The 15,293-nt window shown below is 68.5% G+C and carries 15 protein-coding genes; 4 read left to right on the forward strand and 11 right to left on the reverse strand.

The genetic code is table 11. The features are described from left to right. Positions 1 to 97 precede the first annotated feature (97 nt). Genes AC5Y3Z_RS04330 through eccCb form a run of 4 tightly spaced genes read right to left on the reverse strand, consistent with a single transcriptional unit; the run spans position 98 to position 5,496 of the window. Positions 98 to 397 (reverse strand): WXG100 family type VII secretion target, encoded by a 300-nt coding sequence (locus AC5Y3Z_RS04330; protein ID WP_473139787.1) that lies wholly within the window; start codon positions 395 to 397, stop codon positions 98 to 100. Between the two features lie 16 nt (positions 398 to 413). Next, positions 414 to 740, reverse strand: a complete 327-nt coding sequence (locus AC5Y3Z_RS04335; RefSeq protein ID WP_473139788.1) for a WXG100 family type VII secretion target — start codon at positions 738 to 740, stop codon at positions 414 to 416. Between the two features lie 59 nt (positions 741 to 799). Next, positions 800 to 1,999 carry a type VII secretion-associated protein gene (locus AC5Y3Z_RS04340; RefSeq protein WP_473139789.1) on the reverse strand — a complete coding sequence of 400 codons (1,200 nt, stop codon included), beginning with the start codon at positions 1,997 to 1,999 and terminating at the stop codon, positions 800 to 802. After that, the gene (gene eccCb / locus AC5Y3Z_RS04345; protein ID WP_499917862.1) at positions 1,996 to 5,496 is read right to left on the reverse strand and encodes a type VII secretion protein EccCb; all 3,501 of its coding nucleotides are present in this window, start codon (positions 5,494 to 5,496) and stop codon (positions 1,996 to 1,998) included. Before eccCb ends, AC5Y3Z_RS04340 begins: the two co-directional genes overlap by 4 nt. Positions 5,497 to 5,589: 93 nt before the next feature. Here eccCb and eccD point away from each other — a divergent pair, with 93 nt between their 5' ends. Both eccD and mycP read left to right on the forward strand, forming a co-directional pair. Beyond that, entirely contained in the window at positions 5,590 to 6,891 is a 1,302-nt protein-coding gene (gene eccD, locus AC5Y3Z_RS04350; protein WP_473139291.1) for a type VII secretion integral membrane protein EccD, read from the forward strand. A gap of 14 nt (positions 6,892 to 6,905) precedes the next feature. Beyond that, entirely contained in the window at positions 6,906 to 8,201 is a 1,296-nt protein-coding gene (mycP, locus tag AC5Y3Z_RS04355) for a type VII secretion-associated serine protease mycosin (RefSeq protein ID WP_473139497.1), read from the forward strand. On the opposite strand, the gene eccB is transcribed toward mycP, so the two are convergent. Then, positions 8,163 to 9,560, reverse strand: coding sequence for a type VII secretion protein EccB (eccB, locus tag AC5Y3Z_RS04360; RefSeq protein WP_473139292.1), 1,398 nt, complete (start codon positions 9,558 to 9,560; stop codon positions 8,163 to 8,165). The two genes, mycP and eccB, sit on opposite strands and share 39 nt — an antisense overlap. 119 nt (positions 9,561 to 9,679) lie before the next feature. Here eccB and AC5Y3Z_RS04365 point away from each other — a divergent pair, with 119 nt between their 5' ends. Continuing rightward, positions 9,680 to 10,522 (forward strand): cutinase family protein, encoded by an 843-nt coding sequence (locus AC5Y3Z_RS04365; protein ID WP_473139293.1) that lies wholly within the window; start codon positions 9,680 to 9,682, stop codon positions 10,520 to 10,522. 31 nt (positions 10,523 to 10,553) lie between these two features. Next, positions 10,554 to 11,147 carry a cutinase family protein gene (locus AC5Y3Z_RS04370; protein WP_463825879.1) on the forward strand — a complete coding sequence of 198 codons (594 nt, stop codon included), beginning with the start codon at positions 10,554 to 10,556 and terminating at the stop codon, positions 11,145 to 11,147. Here the strand turns inward: AC5Y3Z_RS04370 and truA are convergent. From truA to rpsM, 6 genes are all read right to left on the reverse strand, one after another. Continuing rightward, the gene (gene truA / locus AC5Y3Z_RS04375; protein WP_473139294.1) at positions 11,144 to 12,076 is read right to left on the reverse strand and encodes a tRNA pseudouridine(38-40) synthase TruA; all 933 of its coding nucleotides are present in this window, start codon (positions 12,074 to 12,076) and stop codon (positions 11,144 to 11,146) included. The two genes, AC5Y3Z_RS04370 and truA, sit on opposite strands and share 4 nt — an antisense overlap. Beyond that, positions 11,982 to 12,557 carry a 50S ribosomal protein L17 gene (gene rplQ, locus AC5Y3Z_RS04380; RefSeq protein ID WP_473139295.1) on the reverse strand — a complete coding sequence of 192 codons (576 nt, stop codon included), beginning with the start codon at positions 12,555 to 12,557 and terminating at the stop codon, positions 11,982 to 11,984. Before rplQ ends, truA begins: the two co-directional genes overlap by 95 nt. Positions 12,558 to 12,616: 59 nt before the next feature. Next, positions 12,617 to 13,660, reverse strand: coding sequence for a DNA-directed RNA polymerase subunit alpha (locus AC5Y3Z_RS04385; protein ID WP_055579866.1), 1,044 nt, complete (start codon positions 13,658 to 13,660; stop codon positions 12,617 to 12,619). An 85-nt stretch (positions 13,661 to 13,745) separates the two neighbouring features. Beyond that, positions 13,746 to 14,351, reverse strand: a complete 606-nt coding sequence (gene rpsD / locus AC5Y3Z_RS04390; RefSeq protein ID WP_463825876.1) for a 30S ribosomal protein S4 — start codon at positions 14,349 to 14,351, stop codon at positions 13,746 to 13,748. Positions 14,352 to 14,357: 6 nt separating this feature from the next. Beyond that, positions 14,358 to 14,774 (reverse strand): 30S ribosomal protein S11, encoded by a 417-nt coding sequence (gene rpsK, locus AC5Y3Z_RS04395; RefSeq protein ID WP_463825875.1) that lies wholly within the window; start codon positions 14,772 to 14,774, stop codon positions 14,358 to 14,360. A 6-nt stretch (positions 14,775 to 14,780) separates the two neighbouring features. Continuing rightward, the gene (rpsM, locus tag AC5Y3Z_RS04400) at positions 14,781 to 15,155 is read right to left on the reverse strand and encodes a 30S ribosomal protein S13 (protein ID WP_463825874.1); all 375 of its coding nucleotides are present in this window, start codon (positions 15,153 to 15,155) and stop codon (positions 14,781 to 14,783) included. Positions 15,156 to 15,293 lie beyond the last annotated feature (138 nt).

Raw genomic sequence — 15,293 nt, forward strand, 5'->3', positions numbered from 1 at the left:
TCGGCGACCGACGTAGACCCGAGAAATCCCTGGAAGCCCAGTACCCGGAGGCACCCGCACGCCAACGGTGCAGCTTACCGATGCGCATCCCCGCAGGTCAAAAGCGGCCCCAGCGGCCGGCTGCCCGACGGTCCGCGTGGGCCACGTCGTCGGCCCCCGCCCGGACCGCATTTCCCAACTCGACCAGTATCTGGTTCAACGCGGTGACCGCTTGGTGCCACCGGAGTTGCTCGGCCTGGTAGGCGGCGGCCGCCTCCCGCGTCCACAACTGTTGCAGGGGCGCGATCTGCGACCTCAACTCGTCGAGTGCGGCATTGAGCCGCACCGAGGTGGTGTGGATCTCCTGCCGGACCGAATGTTCGATGGCGGCGAAATTGTACGACAGCACCGAGTCCATGGCCTGCCTCCCCCGATCACAGATCTCCGCCGGCCGCGCCGATATGGCGGGCATGGTCGAGGCCGGCTTCGCGCAGGGTAGCTTCGCTGTTCCGGATGGTCTCGGCGATCTCGTGCAACACGTGATACAGCCGCATCGACTCGGCGTTCCAGCGGTCCACGACGTCTTTGAACCGCGCGGCGGCGAGCCCGCCCCACAGCGTCGGTGGCACGCTGCTCACCCGGCCGATGAAGGCGTGCAGCATCGACCGGATCTCTTCGTTGCGCGCGTCCGTGGTGGCGGCGACCGAGTGCATCAGGTCGAAATCGGTGTGCAGGGTGTCGGCACCCGTCGGTGTGCTCATCGTCTCTCTCCTTTCGCTATCTAGTTCGACTGCGGCCGAGCCCTTTCGGTTCCCGGTATTTATTCGACCGCGTGCGCCGACCGCACGGCCTGCTCGCACGCATCGCGCACCGCGTCGGGGTCCCGCGCCCGGCTCTGACACCCGACGCTGATGCGGACCGATCCGTCGAGCAGCACCGTCCACCGCACGTCATGAGCGGCCCGCACCTCGCGGTAGGTCACCGCCGGGCGACCGGCGGTGCTACCGGCCGGGTTGAAGTCGACGAACACGCCGGCCGGTTCGGCGTCGATCGCGCGGCGCAGTGTCTCGGCGGCACCGCTGAGTGTCTCGCCGGGCGTCGGTGACTGGGTGACGTGCAACGCCACCTCCGGATCCGTCGGCGAGGTGATCTGTACCCGCGCCGATCCGGGACCGGAGACCACCCGCTGCGTAGCCCAGTCGGCGGGCACCGTCAGCGCGACCCGGCCTTCGAGCAGCACCGTCGTCGGCGCCGGCCGCGCCAGGGGTACCCCGCCCGGCCTCGGAACGGCCAGCGCCGGGACGGCCAGCCCGGTCACAGCGACCGCCGCCGCCGCGAGCCGAGTCGCCGACGACCCCCGCCGGGCCACCACCGCCGCCGGAGGCGGCTCCGCCGGCACGGACGCAGCGGCCCGGGCGAGTCTGGCGAGCCGCGCATCGTCGATCACCAGGACCGTCCGCTCGCCGCCGGGCACCGCCTCGGCGAGCAGCGTTGCGAGTTGCGCCGCTCCGTCGGCCCCGCCGGCGGCATCGATGACAACGGGCGCCGTGCCCGTCGCCACCACGGCCTCGACGACCTTCCCGACTGTCTGCTGCGGTGTCGCCCGGCGTGCCACCGCAACAGCCTGGGTACCCAGCACGGCCACCAACCGGCCGGTGATCTCCACCGATACCGGATGAGTCAGCTGGTCACCGGTTGCCGTCGCGAGCAACCACGACCGCGGCCGCAGCGTGACCGCACCGCTCAACTCCTTTGTGGCACTGGTGATCACACCGATGCGCGCCGCCGACCACCACGACGGATGCACCACGATCACACCGTCGTCATGCCCTGCGGCCAACGTGCGCAGCGCCTCGCTCCACAGCACCTCGACGGCCACCGGCTGCTCGTCTACCAGCGTCACCGCGTCGTCTACCGCCTCGACCGCGGCCACCCACGACTCGCTGGCTTGGACTGCGCCACAGCATAATCGGCGGATGACGGTCGGTCCGGCTTCGATGACGGCGCGATGTGCGGTCACGGGGGCGGACTCCAGGCAACCTGCACCATCTGCTCGACACCGGGACGGGTGATCAGCCTGCCACGTCCCGGGGGCAGCGGCACCGGCGGGCCCGACCCGAGTAGTGGTCCCTCCTCCGGTTGGCCGCTCATCAGCATCCCGAGGCACCCGAGGTCGCGCAGGCCGGCGAGCAGCGGATCGAACAGGGCGCGCGCCGCGCCCCCGCTGCGTCTGGCCACGATGACATGCAATCCGAGATCCGTTGCATAGGGCAGATATTCGAGCAGCGCCGACAACGAACCCGCGGCCAGGTCGTAGTCGTCGACGACGAGATAGATGTCGGACCCCGTCCACCACGCCCTGGCCCGCAGTTGCGCCTCGGTGACATCGGCGCCGGGACGCCGGTCGCGCAGGGTGGCGACCAGTTCCGGCAACATCGAACCCAGTGCAGCCGGTGACATGGCGTACCCGCCACGGTGTTCGGAATCGATCAGGCCGAGCAGGGTTCGCCGGAAGTCGACGATGAACAGTCGCGCCTGGGCGGCGGTGTTGGTTCGGACGATTTCGCGGCACAGCACCCGTAGTGCCGCGGTCTTGCCGCAGCCGTTGTCCCCCAGTATCAGCAGGTGCCGATTGGTGTCGAAATCGATTGTCAGCGGCTGTAATCGGTGCTCTTCGATCCCCAGCACCGCATTCTCGTCCGAGGCGGCGATGACGGTGGGATAGTCCACCAGGTCGGGCAGCAACGGTATCGGGGGTGCAACCCCGGCGCCGCGGCGCAACCCGACGCCGTCCGGCAGCGCGATCAGCATGTGCTTGCCGTCCCGGGACAGCCCGCGGCCGGGGCGGTCGGGCGGCACGTGGCGTGCCTGTCCGCGGTCGATTTCGGAGTCTGCGGGATCGCCGAGCCGAAGTTCGATGCGGGTGCCGATCTGATCCTTCAACGCCGGCCGTAGGTCCGCCCACCGCGACGTCGACAACACCACGTGCACACCGAACGAGAGCCCTTGGCCTGCAATGGCGGTGACCTTCTCGTCGATCCCCTCGAACTGCCTGCACAGCGTGGCCCAGCCGTCGATGACCAGAAAGATCTCCGCGTCGGTCGGCCGCACATTGCCGCGCGCACCGCAGGGTGCCTCCCGGGCCCGCACCGCCGACTCCATTTCAGCAACCATGCGCCAAACCAGCTGCGGCGCGGCGCGATCGGCCAGATCGCCCACATGTGGCAGGTCGCCCACCGCGGACAGCGTGCCGCCGCCAAAGTCCATGCAGTAGAACTGCACCTGCTCAGGTTCGTGGGTGGCGGCCAGCGCGGTGATCAAAGTGCGCAGCGCCGTGGACTTGCCCGCGCGAGGCGCACCGACAACAGCGACGTTGCCCGCGGCGCCGGACAGATCGACCAAGAGCGGGGTGCGGCACTGCTGGTACGGGCGGTCGACGACACCGAGGGGCACGGTGAGCCGCGTACCGGCGTGCGCGTCGAGTAACGCGCTCAGGGGTGGCGCCACGCTCAGCGGCGGCAACCACACCTGATGCGCGGGCGGGCCGTGCCCGGCCAACCGGTCCAAGACGGAGTGCAGCACCGAGGGCTGCGGCGCCGCGACGGACGGTGCCCCGGCGCCGACCGGTTCGGCAGTGAACCGGCGCACTTCAGCCTGCGCCTCAACCGGTTCGGCCCTCAGCAGCCCGGACACATATGCCGCCCGGAAGCGGACCGGCTCCGCACTGCCCGCCCGCAGGAACCCCACGCCGGGGGTGGCGGGCAGCTCGTAGGCGTCGAGGGTCCCCAGCACGGCCCGTGATTCACTGGCCGACAGCGTCTTGAGGCAGATCCGGTAGGAGAGATGTGCGTCGAGGCCGCGCAGCCGACCCTCGTCGAGCCGCTGACTGGCCAGCAGCAGGTGCATTCCCAGGGAGCGGCCGAGTCGGCCGATCGCGACGAAGGTGTCGGCGAAATCCGGGTGTTGGCTGAGCAGTTCGGAGAACTCGTCGACGATGATGAACAGGGCAGGCAACGGCACCGAGCTGGGCGCCTGGTTGTAGGCCGTGATGCTCGCGGCTCCCGCCATGCGCAACAGCTGTTGGCGGCGGTTCATCTCCCCCGCCAGCGCATCACGCATCCGGGCCACCAGCGGCGCTTCGTCGGCCAGATTGGTGACCACCGCAGCCACCTGGGGCGAGCCGGCGAAGTCGAGAAATGCTGCCCCACCTTTGAAGTCGATGAGGAGAAGGTTGAGCACGTCAGGTGGGTTGCAGGCCATCATGCCCAACGCGACAGTGCGCAACAGTTCGGACTTGCCCGATCCGGTGGCCCCGACACAGAGACCGTGTGGGCCGATTCCGCCTTCGGCGGCCTCGTTGATGTCCAGCTGCACGGGCTGTCCGCCAGCCGTGGTGCCGATCGGGACGCGCAGGTGCCGACGCTGAACGCCATTGCGCCACCTCAGTTTCGGTTCGGCACAACGTAGGTTGTCGATGCCGAGCAGGCTCGCCCAGTCATCGTCACCGCGCGGTACCGAGTTCCCGTAGGCGGCCAGCCGGCGAGCACACGCCAGGGCATCGCCGGCGTCGAGTCGGTCCGGCGCAGGTGGCGCCTCGGCCTGATCGCCATGCCGCACCGTCAGCGATGTCGCCTCAGCCCCCACCACGAGAAGGATGACCCCGGGGATCGAAGAGGCGGGCTCGGCGCTATCGACAACCAGAACGGCCCGGATGCCGACCGCAGCCAGGACAGTTCCGGCCTCACCCACTGTCGCAAACGTCAACTGCTCAGCACCGGCTGGACGTCGATTGTGCGGCAACCATTTCAACCAGTCCCAGTTGATCGGATTCCGGTCACAAGCCACTGCGATCAGCAACTGGCCGGGCGGCTGCGCCACCGCCAGCCGGCAGACGATTGCCCGGATCAGGTCCCGCACCTCGCCGGGGTCACCGTCGATCGTCACTTTCCCGTTCAGCGCTATCACGACGGGCGCTTCCAGTGTTGAGTGAGCACCCAGAAACCGTTGTCGCGCAGCGTCGCTGACCGGATCGCAGGCGGCGGGGGCGGGCACGGCCACCAGCCGGGTCGCCAGCGGCACCTGACCGATGCCAATTCGCACGTGGCAGAGTTCCGGCTGCACTGGTACCCACATGCGCGGGCCGCCGACCAGTGTCCACAGTGTGTCCGGGTCGGGGTGCGCGGAAATCAGTGCGCGGTGTTGTGCTGCAGCGGTGTGGGTGACCGTGTCACGTAGTTCGCCCAGATAGCTGAAGTACCAATCGCGCTCGGCATTGAGCGCAGCGCCGCGCCGGCGGCTGCGGCCGGTGAGTGCGGTCGCCAGAAGCGAGACCGACATCATCGCCGGGAACGCGATGAAGGTGGGATTGCGTACCGTCGGCGTCCCGGTGAGGAATCCCGCGCCGGTGACACCCAGCATCGCTATCGCCATGACAATCGGCACCACCAGGGCGAGCGGGCTCGACGACCCCGAGCGCGGCACCTCCGGCGGTGCCGTGACTTCGATTACCGCGGTCACAGTCGGGCAACGCTAGGGGCCGGTGCAATGTGCGACAAGTCGGCTGTGGACAACCGGAGATCACCGCCCCAGCAGCCGGTTAACGTCGCACAGATGCCGGAATCGTTGTGTCGCGTCACCGTTCATTGCGCAGGTGTCAGCACCGACCTGACCCTGCCCACCGCCCTGCCCGTCGCCGAACTCGTACCGCCGATCGTCGACCTCCTGGGTGGCGCACCGCGCGGCCGCCATCGCCTGTCCTGTATCGGCGGGGCGTCGATGCCGAACTCGACTACGTTGGCGCAGAACGGCATCCGAGATGGCGCCGTGCTCATCCTGAGCCGTGTGGACCCGCTGCCACCCGTGCGTCGTTGCGACGACGACGCCGCTGCGGTGGCAGCCGCGCTGGGCACCGCGACCCAGTCCCGCGAACCCGGCCGGCTCACCGGCGCGGTCGCGGCGGGCGGTCTCACCGCGGTCGGCGCAGCGGTGCTGGTCCGAAACGCATTCGTGGCGCCGGCCGGTGCGGGTACGGCCGCGGTGGTCGCCGGGGGCGCCGCAGTCGGCGCCCTCGCGGCGGCCGGCGTCGGGCACCGGGGTCTCGGCGACCCGGTCGCGGGACTCGCGCTTTCGCTCGTAGCCGCCATCTTCGCCGGTGTTGCCGGTCTGCTTGCGGTGCCGGGCCCACCCGGTGCCCCCAACGTGTTGCTGGCCGCGATGACGACGGCTGCCGCCACCGTGCTGGCTATGCGGATAACACACTGCGGGACAGTAACATTGGCCGCCCTGGCGTGCTGTGCCGTCGTCGGCGCGGTCGCCGCACTGGCGGAGGTGATCAGCGGCGCACCACCGCACATTGTCGGATCGATTATGGTGCCGGTCTGCCTGGGACTGATCGAGATGGCACCGCGGATCTCGATGGCGCTGACGGGTCTGTCACCAATGTGCAGCGAGACCGAGCTGGCCCATAAAGGGCTGCGCGCCGACAAGTGGTTGACCAGCATTCGCGGCGCGTGTGCGACGGCCTCAGCCGTCGCGGCCGTGCTTGCAGCATTGTCCGACCACCGCGCCGTCATGCTGGCCGTCGTCACCGGTGCGGTACTGCTGTGGCACTCCCGGACCGACCGGAGCAGAGCGATGATGTTCGCCGCCACCGGAATCGCCACTCTCACAATCACCTTCGCGATCTGGGCCATCGCCGCCCCGGCACACGGCCCGTGGATCGCCGCGCTGACCGCAACCCTCACCGCCGGGGCGATTTACCTCGATCTCGTCGCGCCCAGGACCCGCCTGTCTCCGGCGACGCAGCGGATCGTCGACTCGCTGGGCTGCTTGGCGTTGATCACTGTGGTGCCGGTGGTCTGCTGGACGTGCGGTGCGTTCAGCACTGTGCGCGGCCTGAACTTGCACCCGTGAAACGCCTACCGGGTCTGCTGCTGGCGGCAGCAGTGACGCTGCCGTATCAGATAGCTCCGGCATATGCGGTCTCGCCGCCACCGATCGACGAAAAATGGCTGCCCACTGCGGCATTGCCGGCGCCGTCACAGCGTACGGTGCAGCGGGAGGTGTGCGAAGTAGCCGCGCTGGGCGAGGTTGAGCAGCCAACCCAGTTCACCGGATTCGACCTGCCCCAGCTCTGGCAACTGACCCGCGGCGCTGGGCAGCGCGTCGCGGTCATCGATACCGGCGTCCGGCGGCACCCGCGCCTGAAGGATCTGGCGGCCGGCGGTGACTACGTGTCCCTCGGTGACGGCACCCAGGATTGTGACGCACACGGCACGCTGGTGGCCGGAATCATCGCTGCCACAACAGATAAGGCAGATACGTTCAGCGGCATCGCGCCCGATGTCACGCTGATCAGCATCCGACAGTCCAGTTCCAAGTTCGCTGCGGTCGGCGACCGGTCGCGGCAGGGCGTCGGCGACGTCCAGACCCTGGCGAAGGCCGTGCGGACGGCCGCCGACCTGGGCGCCTCGGTCATCAACATCTCGTCGGTCGCATGCGTGGCCGCCGCGGACAAGATCGACGACCGCGCACTGGGGGCGGCCCTGGCCTATGCGGTGGACGTCAAGAACGCGGTCGTTGTCGCGGCGGCAGGTAACAGCGGCGGACCGGCCCAGTGCCCACCGCAACCCCCCGGTGCCACCCGGGACACCGTGGCGGTGGTGGTCAGTCCGGCCTGGTACGACGAATACGTACTGACGGTCGGCTCGGTGAACTCCCAGGGCGCGCCGTCGTCGTTCACCCTGGCCGGGCCCTGGGTCGATGTCGCGGCGACGGGCGAGGGCGTCACCTCGTTGAGTCCGGTCACCGACGGGCTGGTGAACAGCACCAACGCCGCGCCGCTGTCGGGTACCAGCTATGCCGCGCCAGTGGTCAGCGGGGTGGCCGCGCTGATCCGGGCCCGGTTCCCGACGATGACCGCACGCCAGGTCATGCAACGCATCGAGTCGACGGCACATCATCCACCCGCCGGCTGGGATCCGCTGGTCGGTCACGGCACTGTCGACGCCCTGGCCGCGATCAGCACCGCCGCCACCCCACCGACCGCCGGCACGGCACCGACACACATCGACCTACCAGCTATCCAAACCCGGCAACCGTCGGACAGCCGTCCCCGCACCACCGCGTTCGGCGGCGCGGCGGCCTGTCTCCTAGCGGTGTTGGTGACGGTGGTGACCGGCCGGCTACGGCGCGCCCGTGCCGATGGTGTCACGCGCCACTGACGCCTGCTCTCTGCTCAGTTCCGGTCCGCCCGGCAGGGCCGCCAGCACCGGCCACGGCGCGGGTGCAGCGGTCGCCGGCAGCCCGAGGGCACGAGCGGCATCGTCGTCGTGGATCGCAAACCGCACTCCGGTATCGGTCACCAGGTAGCGGGTGCCGTAGGCCGGCCCGCTCCCGCCGAGGACCTGCCCGACTGCGTACGCGGTGCGGCCGGGCGGAATCCGGACGGCGTCGACTGCGGGCCCGCGGCCGTCGGCCTGCGCCAGGCTGACCGCACGACCCGGCGGCAGACCGCTGCCGGTCAGCACGGTGCTGTCGGCTGAACCCGAACGCGCAGGCTGCCATGTTGCGCACACCGTGGTGTCGCCGGAGAGGTGCGGTGTCTCGTCAGGAAAGCCGGCCACGGGCAGCGTGTGCACCAGCGGAGCCGCCCGGATCACATCGGGGGCCACCGCGATCACCCCCGCGGTGCCCTGCGAATCGCTGAACCGCAGCAGGTCCGCGGTGAAACGACCGATTCGCTGGACTCCCGCGTCGAGCACGACGTAATGCTCGTCACCCGAGGCGCGCGTGATCCGCAACACACTTCCCACCGCGAATCCCGGCAGCCAGGACCCGGCGGGCCCGCCCGCACGGCGGATCCGCGGGACGGCGATGGGCGGCACCTCCAGGATGGCATTGAGCAAAAGCGGTGAAACCCGGCGCGGAGCTTGGCCGGACAGTCCCGCAGCACGCAGCACCGCGGGGTCAGCCAGGTCCACCACCGCGCGACGTCCACGGTAGAGCAGATATACCGGCGAATCCGACCCAGCCGTCGCCAGCACGGCCCGGTCAGGTTCCAGGCGGCGCGGTGCCGATGCCGGTACCGGGCCGACCAACACCGTCGTAGTCGCAGCATCGTCACTGTCACAGACGGTCCAGACCGACTCGTCCGGCGACAGCGGCGGCGTCAACATCTGCGGCGCACCTGGAATGCCCAGCAGCGCACCATGTTTGACAGCGATCAGGGCAGACTCCGGCACCGGCGTCGGATTGGCGTCCACTGCCGCGATCAACCGCGCCGAGGCCAGGTTCAGCACCGGATGCCAGGTGTCGCCGACCCGCACATACAACGCACCGGACGTCCTGCCCATCGCGATTCGAGCGTCCCCGAGGTCGACCTGCGGCCGTAGCAAAGCCAGACTTGCGCAAACCACAACCGCGACAACGGCCAGCGCGCAGCCACCCGCCAACGCAGCGGCCTGGGCGCGCGGCGGCCCGCCGACCAACCGCGGATCCCTGCCCAGCAACGCGCATTCGATGCGACGCAGCAGGAATCGGTGGCCGCTGGCGTGCAGCCAGGTCGACGCTTGGGGCGGCACTTGATCTCCCGGAATGTTGCCGAATCGCCGTCTACGTTAGGTCGCGGACCGGTAGGCCGACGCCGTTCATCCACACCCACGAGGGTTTTGCCCGACCCGGCTGCGGGTAAAATTTCGGCGTGCTTCAGGAATTCCTCCGCTCAGCCGGTCAGGCCGGAGTGGGCGTCGGCGCATTGATCGCCGCGACACTCGTCTCTCCTGCTGCGACGGTTCCGGTGGCCGCGGCGGCCGACTGCCCGGACGCCGAGGTGGTTTTCGCCAGGGGAACCAACGAGCCGGTCGGCATGGGCCGGGTGGGTGATGCATTCGTGCAATCGTTGCGTCAGCAGACCAGCGGCCTGAACATCCGCACCTACGGCGTCAACTACGCCGCCAGCAAGTTGCAGCTACACGGTGGCGACGGCGCTAACGACGTGATTTCGCACGTCAAGTCGACGGCGTCGTCCTGCCCGAGCACCAAGATCGTGCTGGGTGGCTATTCGCAGGGCGCATCGGTGATGGACATCGTCGCCGGCGTGCCGATCGGTGGCATCAGTTGGGGCAGTGCGCTGCCGCCTGAGTACGCCGCCAACGTCGCGGCCGTGGTCACCTTCGGCGACGTCGCCGACCGGTCCGGTGGATCGTTGCCGACGCTGAGCCCGCTGCTGGGCGCCAAGGCCGTCGACTACTGCAACCCGATCGACCCGATCTGCCACGCCGGGGCCGGAAACGAGTGGACCGGGCACACCGAGGGCTATGTCCCGACCTACACGACCCTGGCTGCCTCCTTCGTGGCGAACAAGCTGATGGCGGGGACCACGCCGCACCTGCCCAGCCAGCTCCCGGGCAACAGCCCGTTGTTTCCCGCCTCCCCCGCACCGCTGGTGCCAGGATCACCGAGCACAGTCCCGTCGCCCGTCCCGGTAGCACCTGCGCCCGGTTCTATCGTGAGTTCGCCCGGGACCGGCATACAGGTCCACTGACCCACTGCCGAAGTATCCGTAGCATCGGATCATGAGGCGTGTGTCGATCGGCCGGTTGGCCGTCTTTGTAGCTGTTGCACTGCTCCCGTTCGCGTCCGTGCTCGCCGCGACTCCTGCCGTGGCGGCAGGTTGTCCGGACGCCGAGGTCGTCTTCGCCCGGGGACGCGAAGAGCCGCCGGGGGTCGGTCAGATCGGCGATGCTCTCGTCAGTTCGCTACGTTCCAAGACGAGTAAGTCGATCGGTGTCTACGGGGTGAACTATCCCGCCAACATCAGCGTCGACAGCGGCGCCAACGACATGAGCGGTCACGTGCAGTCGATGGCCAAGAGTTGCCCCAACACCCGTGAGGTGCTTGGCGGTTATTCGCTGGGCGCGGAGGTGGCCGATGTCGCGACGTGCTGCCGGATGGCGCCGGGCATGGACCAGCACGTGGCGGCGGTCGCGTTGTTCGGCAACGGCACCCGGGGAATCGCCCCCGCCTACGCCGCCAAGACGATCGACCAGTGCGCGCCGGGCGACCCCATCTGCGGCAGAGGCACCAGCTGGCCGGCGCACCTGCAGCCCTCCTACCTCAGCTCCGGACTCATCGATCAGGCTGCCGCGTTTGTGGCCGGGAAACTCTAGCTGGACCGCAGATCGCGGGTGATCAGCGTCCGCGCCGCGAGTTGGTCGGCGGGTGGATAGTCCACCTGCACCAGGGTCAGGCCCTGTGGCGGTGCCGCCGCGAAATCGCTGGATCTACTTGTCGCAGTGAGCATTTCGACGCACCAGTCGGGATTTCGTCGGTGCTCGCCCACCGCCAGTAGCGCCCCCACCAATGAGCGCACCATCGACCAGCAGAAGGCGTCCGCGCTGACCCGCGCGGTGACCAGATCCCCAGCCCGCGTCCAGTCCAGCCGCTGCAGTTCCCGGATCGTCGTCGCGCCTTCGCGGCGCCGGCAGAATGCGGCAAAGTCGTGCAACCCCAACAGGCCTCGCGAGGCGACGGCCATCGCGTCGATGTCCAGATCGCGTGGCCAGGCGGTGATGAAACGCGCCTGCTGTGGCACCACACCGTAGACCGCCGTCGACAACCGGTAGACGTAGTGGCGCCGCAGCGCCGAGAACCGGGCATCGAAACCTGCCGGCGCACGGGCTATTTCGAGCACGCGTACGTCGGCGGGCAGGAACCGGCCCAGCCGCCGCACCAATGCCCGGAACTCCGGGTCCCCGGACGGAGCGGTTCGCGAGTAGGCGTTGGGCACCGCGTCCGCAGGCACGTCCACATGGGCGACCTGTCCGGCCGCGTGCACCCCGGCGTCGGTGCGCCCGGCAGCACGCAACCGCACCGGCGTGCGGAACACGGTCGTCAGCGCGTCGTCAAGGACGCCGGCGACCGTGCGCTGACCCGCCTGTGCCGCCCAGCCCGCGAAATCGGTTCCGTCATAGGCGATATCGAGCCTCAGACGGACGAGCCCACTAATTCTCGGGAGCCTCTTCGGATTCCTCGAGCCCGCCCTGCGGCGCCACGGCCGCGGTTTCGGGTGCGTCCTCGGTCTCCGCGGCAGCCTCATCGGCCGAGGAGTCCACTGCCTCCGGCTCCACCGCAGCCTGCGGTGCCGCGGCCGCCGCCTCGGGTGCCTCGGATTTCTTGGACGCCTTGACCCGGCGCGCCCGGTCGGCCTCCGAGGTCACCGTCTTCTCCCGCACCAGCTCGATCACAGCCATCGGTGCGTTGTCGCCCTTGCGCGGCTCGACCTTGATGATGCGGGTGTAACCGCCGTCGCGGTCGGAGAAGAACGGGCCGATCTCGGCGAACAGCGTGTGCACCACATCCTTATCGCGGATCTTCTTCATCACCTCACGCCGATTGTGCAGCGTGCCTTTCTTGGCGTGGGTGACCAGCTTCTCCGCGTAGGGTCGCAGCGCCCGCGCCTTGGCCTCGGTGGTCTTGATCCGGCCGTGCTCGAACAACGACGTGGCCAGGTTGGCCAGAATCGCCTTCTGGTGCGAGGACGACCCGCCGAGACGAGGACCCTTGGTGGGCTTGGGCATTGCGACTTCTCCTAGGTGGGGCCGGCCCCCGTATCAGGTAGGACCGGGACGAGATTGAGTTAGAGCTGTTCGGTTTCCGCGTAGTCCTGGTCGTCGTAGGCACCCTCGGTGGACCAGGTGCCGGTGGCGACGTCGTACCCGGCGACCTCGGACGGATCGAAGCTCGGCGGGCTGTCCTTGAGTGAGAGGCCCAGCTGGTGGAGCTTGACCTTCACCTCGTCGATGGACTTCTGACCGAAGTTGCGGATGTCGAGCAGGTCGGACTCGGTGCGCGAGACCAATTCGCCGACGGTGTGCACGCCTTCGCGCTTGAGGCAGTTGTAGGACCGCACGGTCAGATCCAGATCGTCGATGGGCAGCGCGAACGACGCGATGTGGTCGGCCTCGGCCGGCGACGGCCCGATCTCGATGCCCTCGGCCTCGACGTTGAGTTCGCGTGCCAGACCGAACAGTTCGACCAGCGTCTTACCGGCCGAGGCCAGCGCGTCACGCGGGGTGATCGAGCTCTTGGTCTCCACGTCGAGGATCAGCTTGTCGAAGTCGGTGCGCTGCTCGACACGGGTGGCGTCCACCTTGTAGGTCACCTTGAGCACCGGTGAGTAGATGGAATCGACGGGGATACGGCCGATTTCGGCACCCGAGGCGCGGTTCTGCACGGCCGGCACGTAGCCGCGGCCGCGCTCGACGACGAGCTCGACCTCCAGCTTGCCCTTGTCGTTCAGGGTGGCGATGTGCATCGACGGGTTGTGCACGGTGACGCCGGCCGGCGGCACGATGTCGCCGGCAGTGACCTCACCCGGGCCCTGCTTGCGCAGGTACATGGTGACCGGCTCGTCCTCTTCGGACGAGACGACCAGGCTCTTGAGGTTCAGGATGATGTCGGTGACGTCTTCCTTGACTCCGGGCACGGTGGTGAACTCGTGCAGCACACCGTCGATGCGAATGCTGGTGACGGCCGCGCCGGGAATCGACGACAGCAGCGTACGACGCAGCGAATTGCCAAGGGTGTAACCGAAACCCGGCTCCAGCGGTTCGATGACGAACTGGGACCGGCTGTCGGTGAGGATGTCCTCGGACAGGGTGGGGCGCTGAGAAATCAGCATGGTGTTTCTCTATCTCCTTCTCGGCACCCGCTATTTGATGCCGTTTGGGTTCCGTTCCGGCGGCTGCCGAACCAGAAGTCTCTCGCTACTTCGAGTAGTACTCGACGATCAGCTGCTCGGCGAGCGGGACGTCGATCTGCGCACGGTCGGGCAGCTGGTGGATCAGGATGCGCTGCCGCTCCCCCACCACCTGCAGCCAGCTCGGGATGGGCCGGTCGCCCGCGGTCTCCCGCGCGATCTGGAACGGCACCGTGTTCACCGACTGGTCCCGCACATCGATGATGTCGTACTGCGACACCCGATAGCTGGGCACGTCGACGCGTACACCGTTGACCGTGAAGTGGCCATGGGTGACCAGCTGACGGGCCATCCGCCGGGTCCGGGCCAGCCCGGCGCGGTACACGACGTTGTCGAGCCGACTCTCCAGGATCTTCAGCAGTTCCTCACCGGTCTTGCCGGAATGCCGGGTCGCCTCTTCGTAGTAGCGGCGGAACTGCTTCTCCATCACGCCGTAGGTGAAGCGGGCCTTCTGCTTCTCCTGCAGCTGCTGACGGTATTCGCTTTCCTTGACCCGCGCGCGGCCGTGCTGGCCGGGCGGGTAGGGACGCTTCTCGTAGGACTGGTCGCCGCCGACGAGGTCGGTGCCCAACCGGCGCGACTTGCGCGTGATGGGTCCGGTGTAACGTGCCATGGTTTTCTAGACCCTTCTGCGCTTGGGCGGGCGGCAGCCGTTGTGCGGCTGGGGGGTGACGTCGGAGATCGCGCCTACCTCGAGGCCGGCGGCCTGCAACGACCGGATGGCGGTCTCGCGGCCCGATCCCGGGCCCTTCACGAAGACGTCGACCTTCTTGACGCCGTGCTCCTGGGCCTTGCGCGCGGCGTTCTCCGCGGCCAGCTGAGCGGCGAACGGAGTCGACTTACGCGAGCCCTTGAAACCGACGTGACCCGACGAGGCCCACGCGATCACATTGCCCTGCGGGTCGGTGATGGTCACGATCGTGTTGTTGAACGTGCTCTTGATGTGGGCGGCACCGTGCGGGATGTTCTTCTTTTCCCGACGACGGGTCTTCTGCCCCTTCTTCGGGCCTGCGGCTGCCTTCTTTGCTGGTGGCATTCGGGGTTACCTGGCCTTCTTCTTGCCGGCGATGGTGCGCTTGGGGCCTTTGCGGGTCCGCGCGTTGGTCTTGGTCCGCTGGCCGCGCACCGGTAGGCCGCGACGGTGCCGCAGGCCCTGGTAGCAACCGATCTCGATCTTGCGGCGAATGTCGGCCTGCACCTCGCGGCGCAGGTCACCCTCCACCTTCAGGTTGGCTTCGATGTAGTCGCGCAACTGGGTCAGCTGGTCGTCGGTGAGGTCTCGGGTGCGCAGGTCCTTGTCAATGCCGGTGGCAGCAAGGATCTCGTTCGAGCGGGTGCGACCCACACCGAAGATGTAGGTCAGCGCGATCTCCATGCGCTTGTCGCGCGGCAGATCGACGCCTACTAGTCGAGCCATAGGTGGCGTTTCCTCTTTCTCAGCGGAGGTCTTTTCCCAGTCCGTTCCCTGCCCAGAAGGTTCTGGGCGACGGGGTCCGGCCTCCGTCCGGACGTGTTGAACGGCCTATCCGCTCAGTGGAACTGGGAGGTCTGCATT

Source organism: Mycobacterium sp. NGS61, from assembly GCF_059812325.1.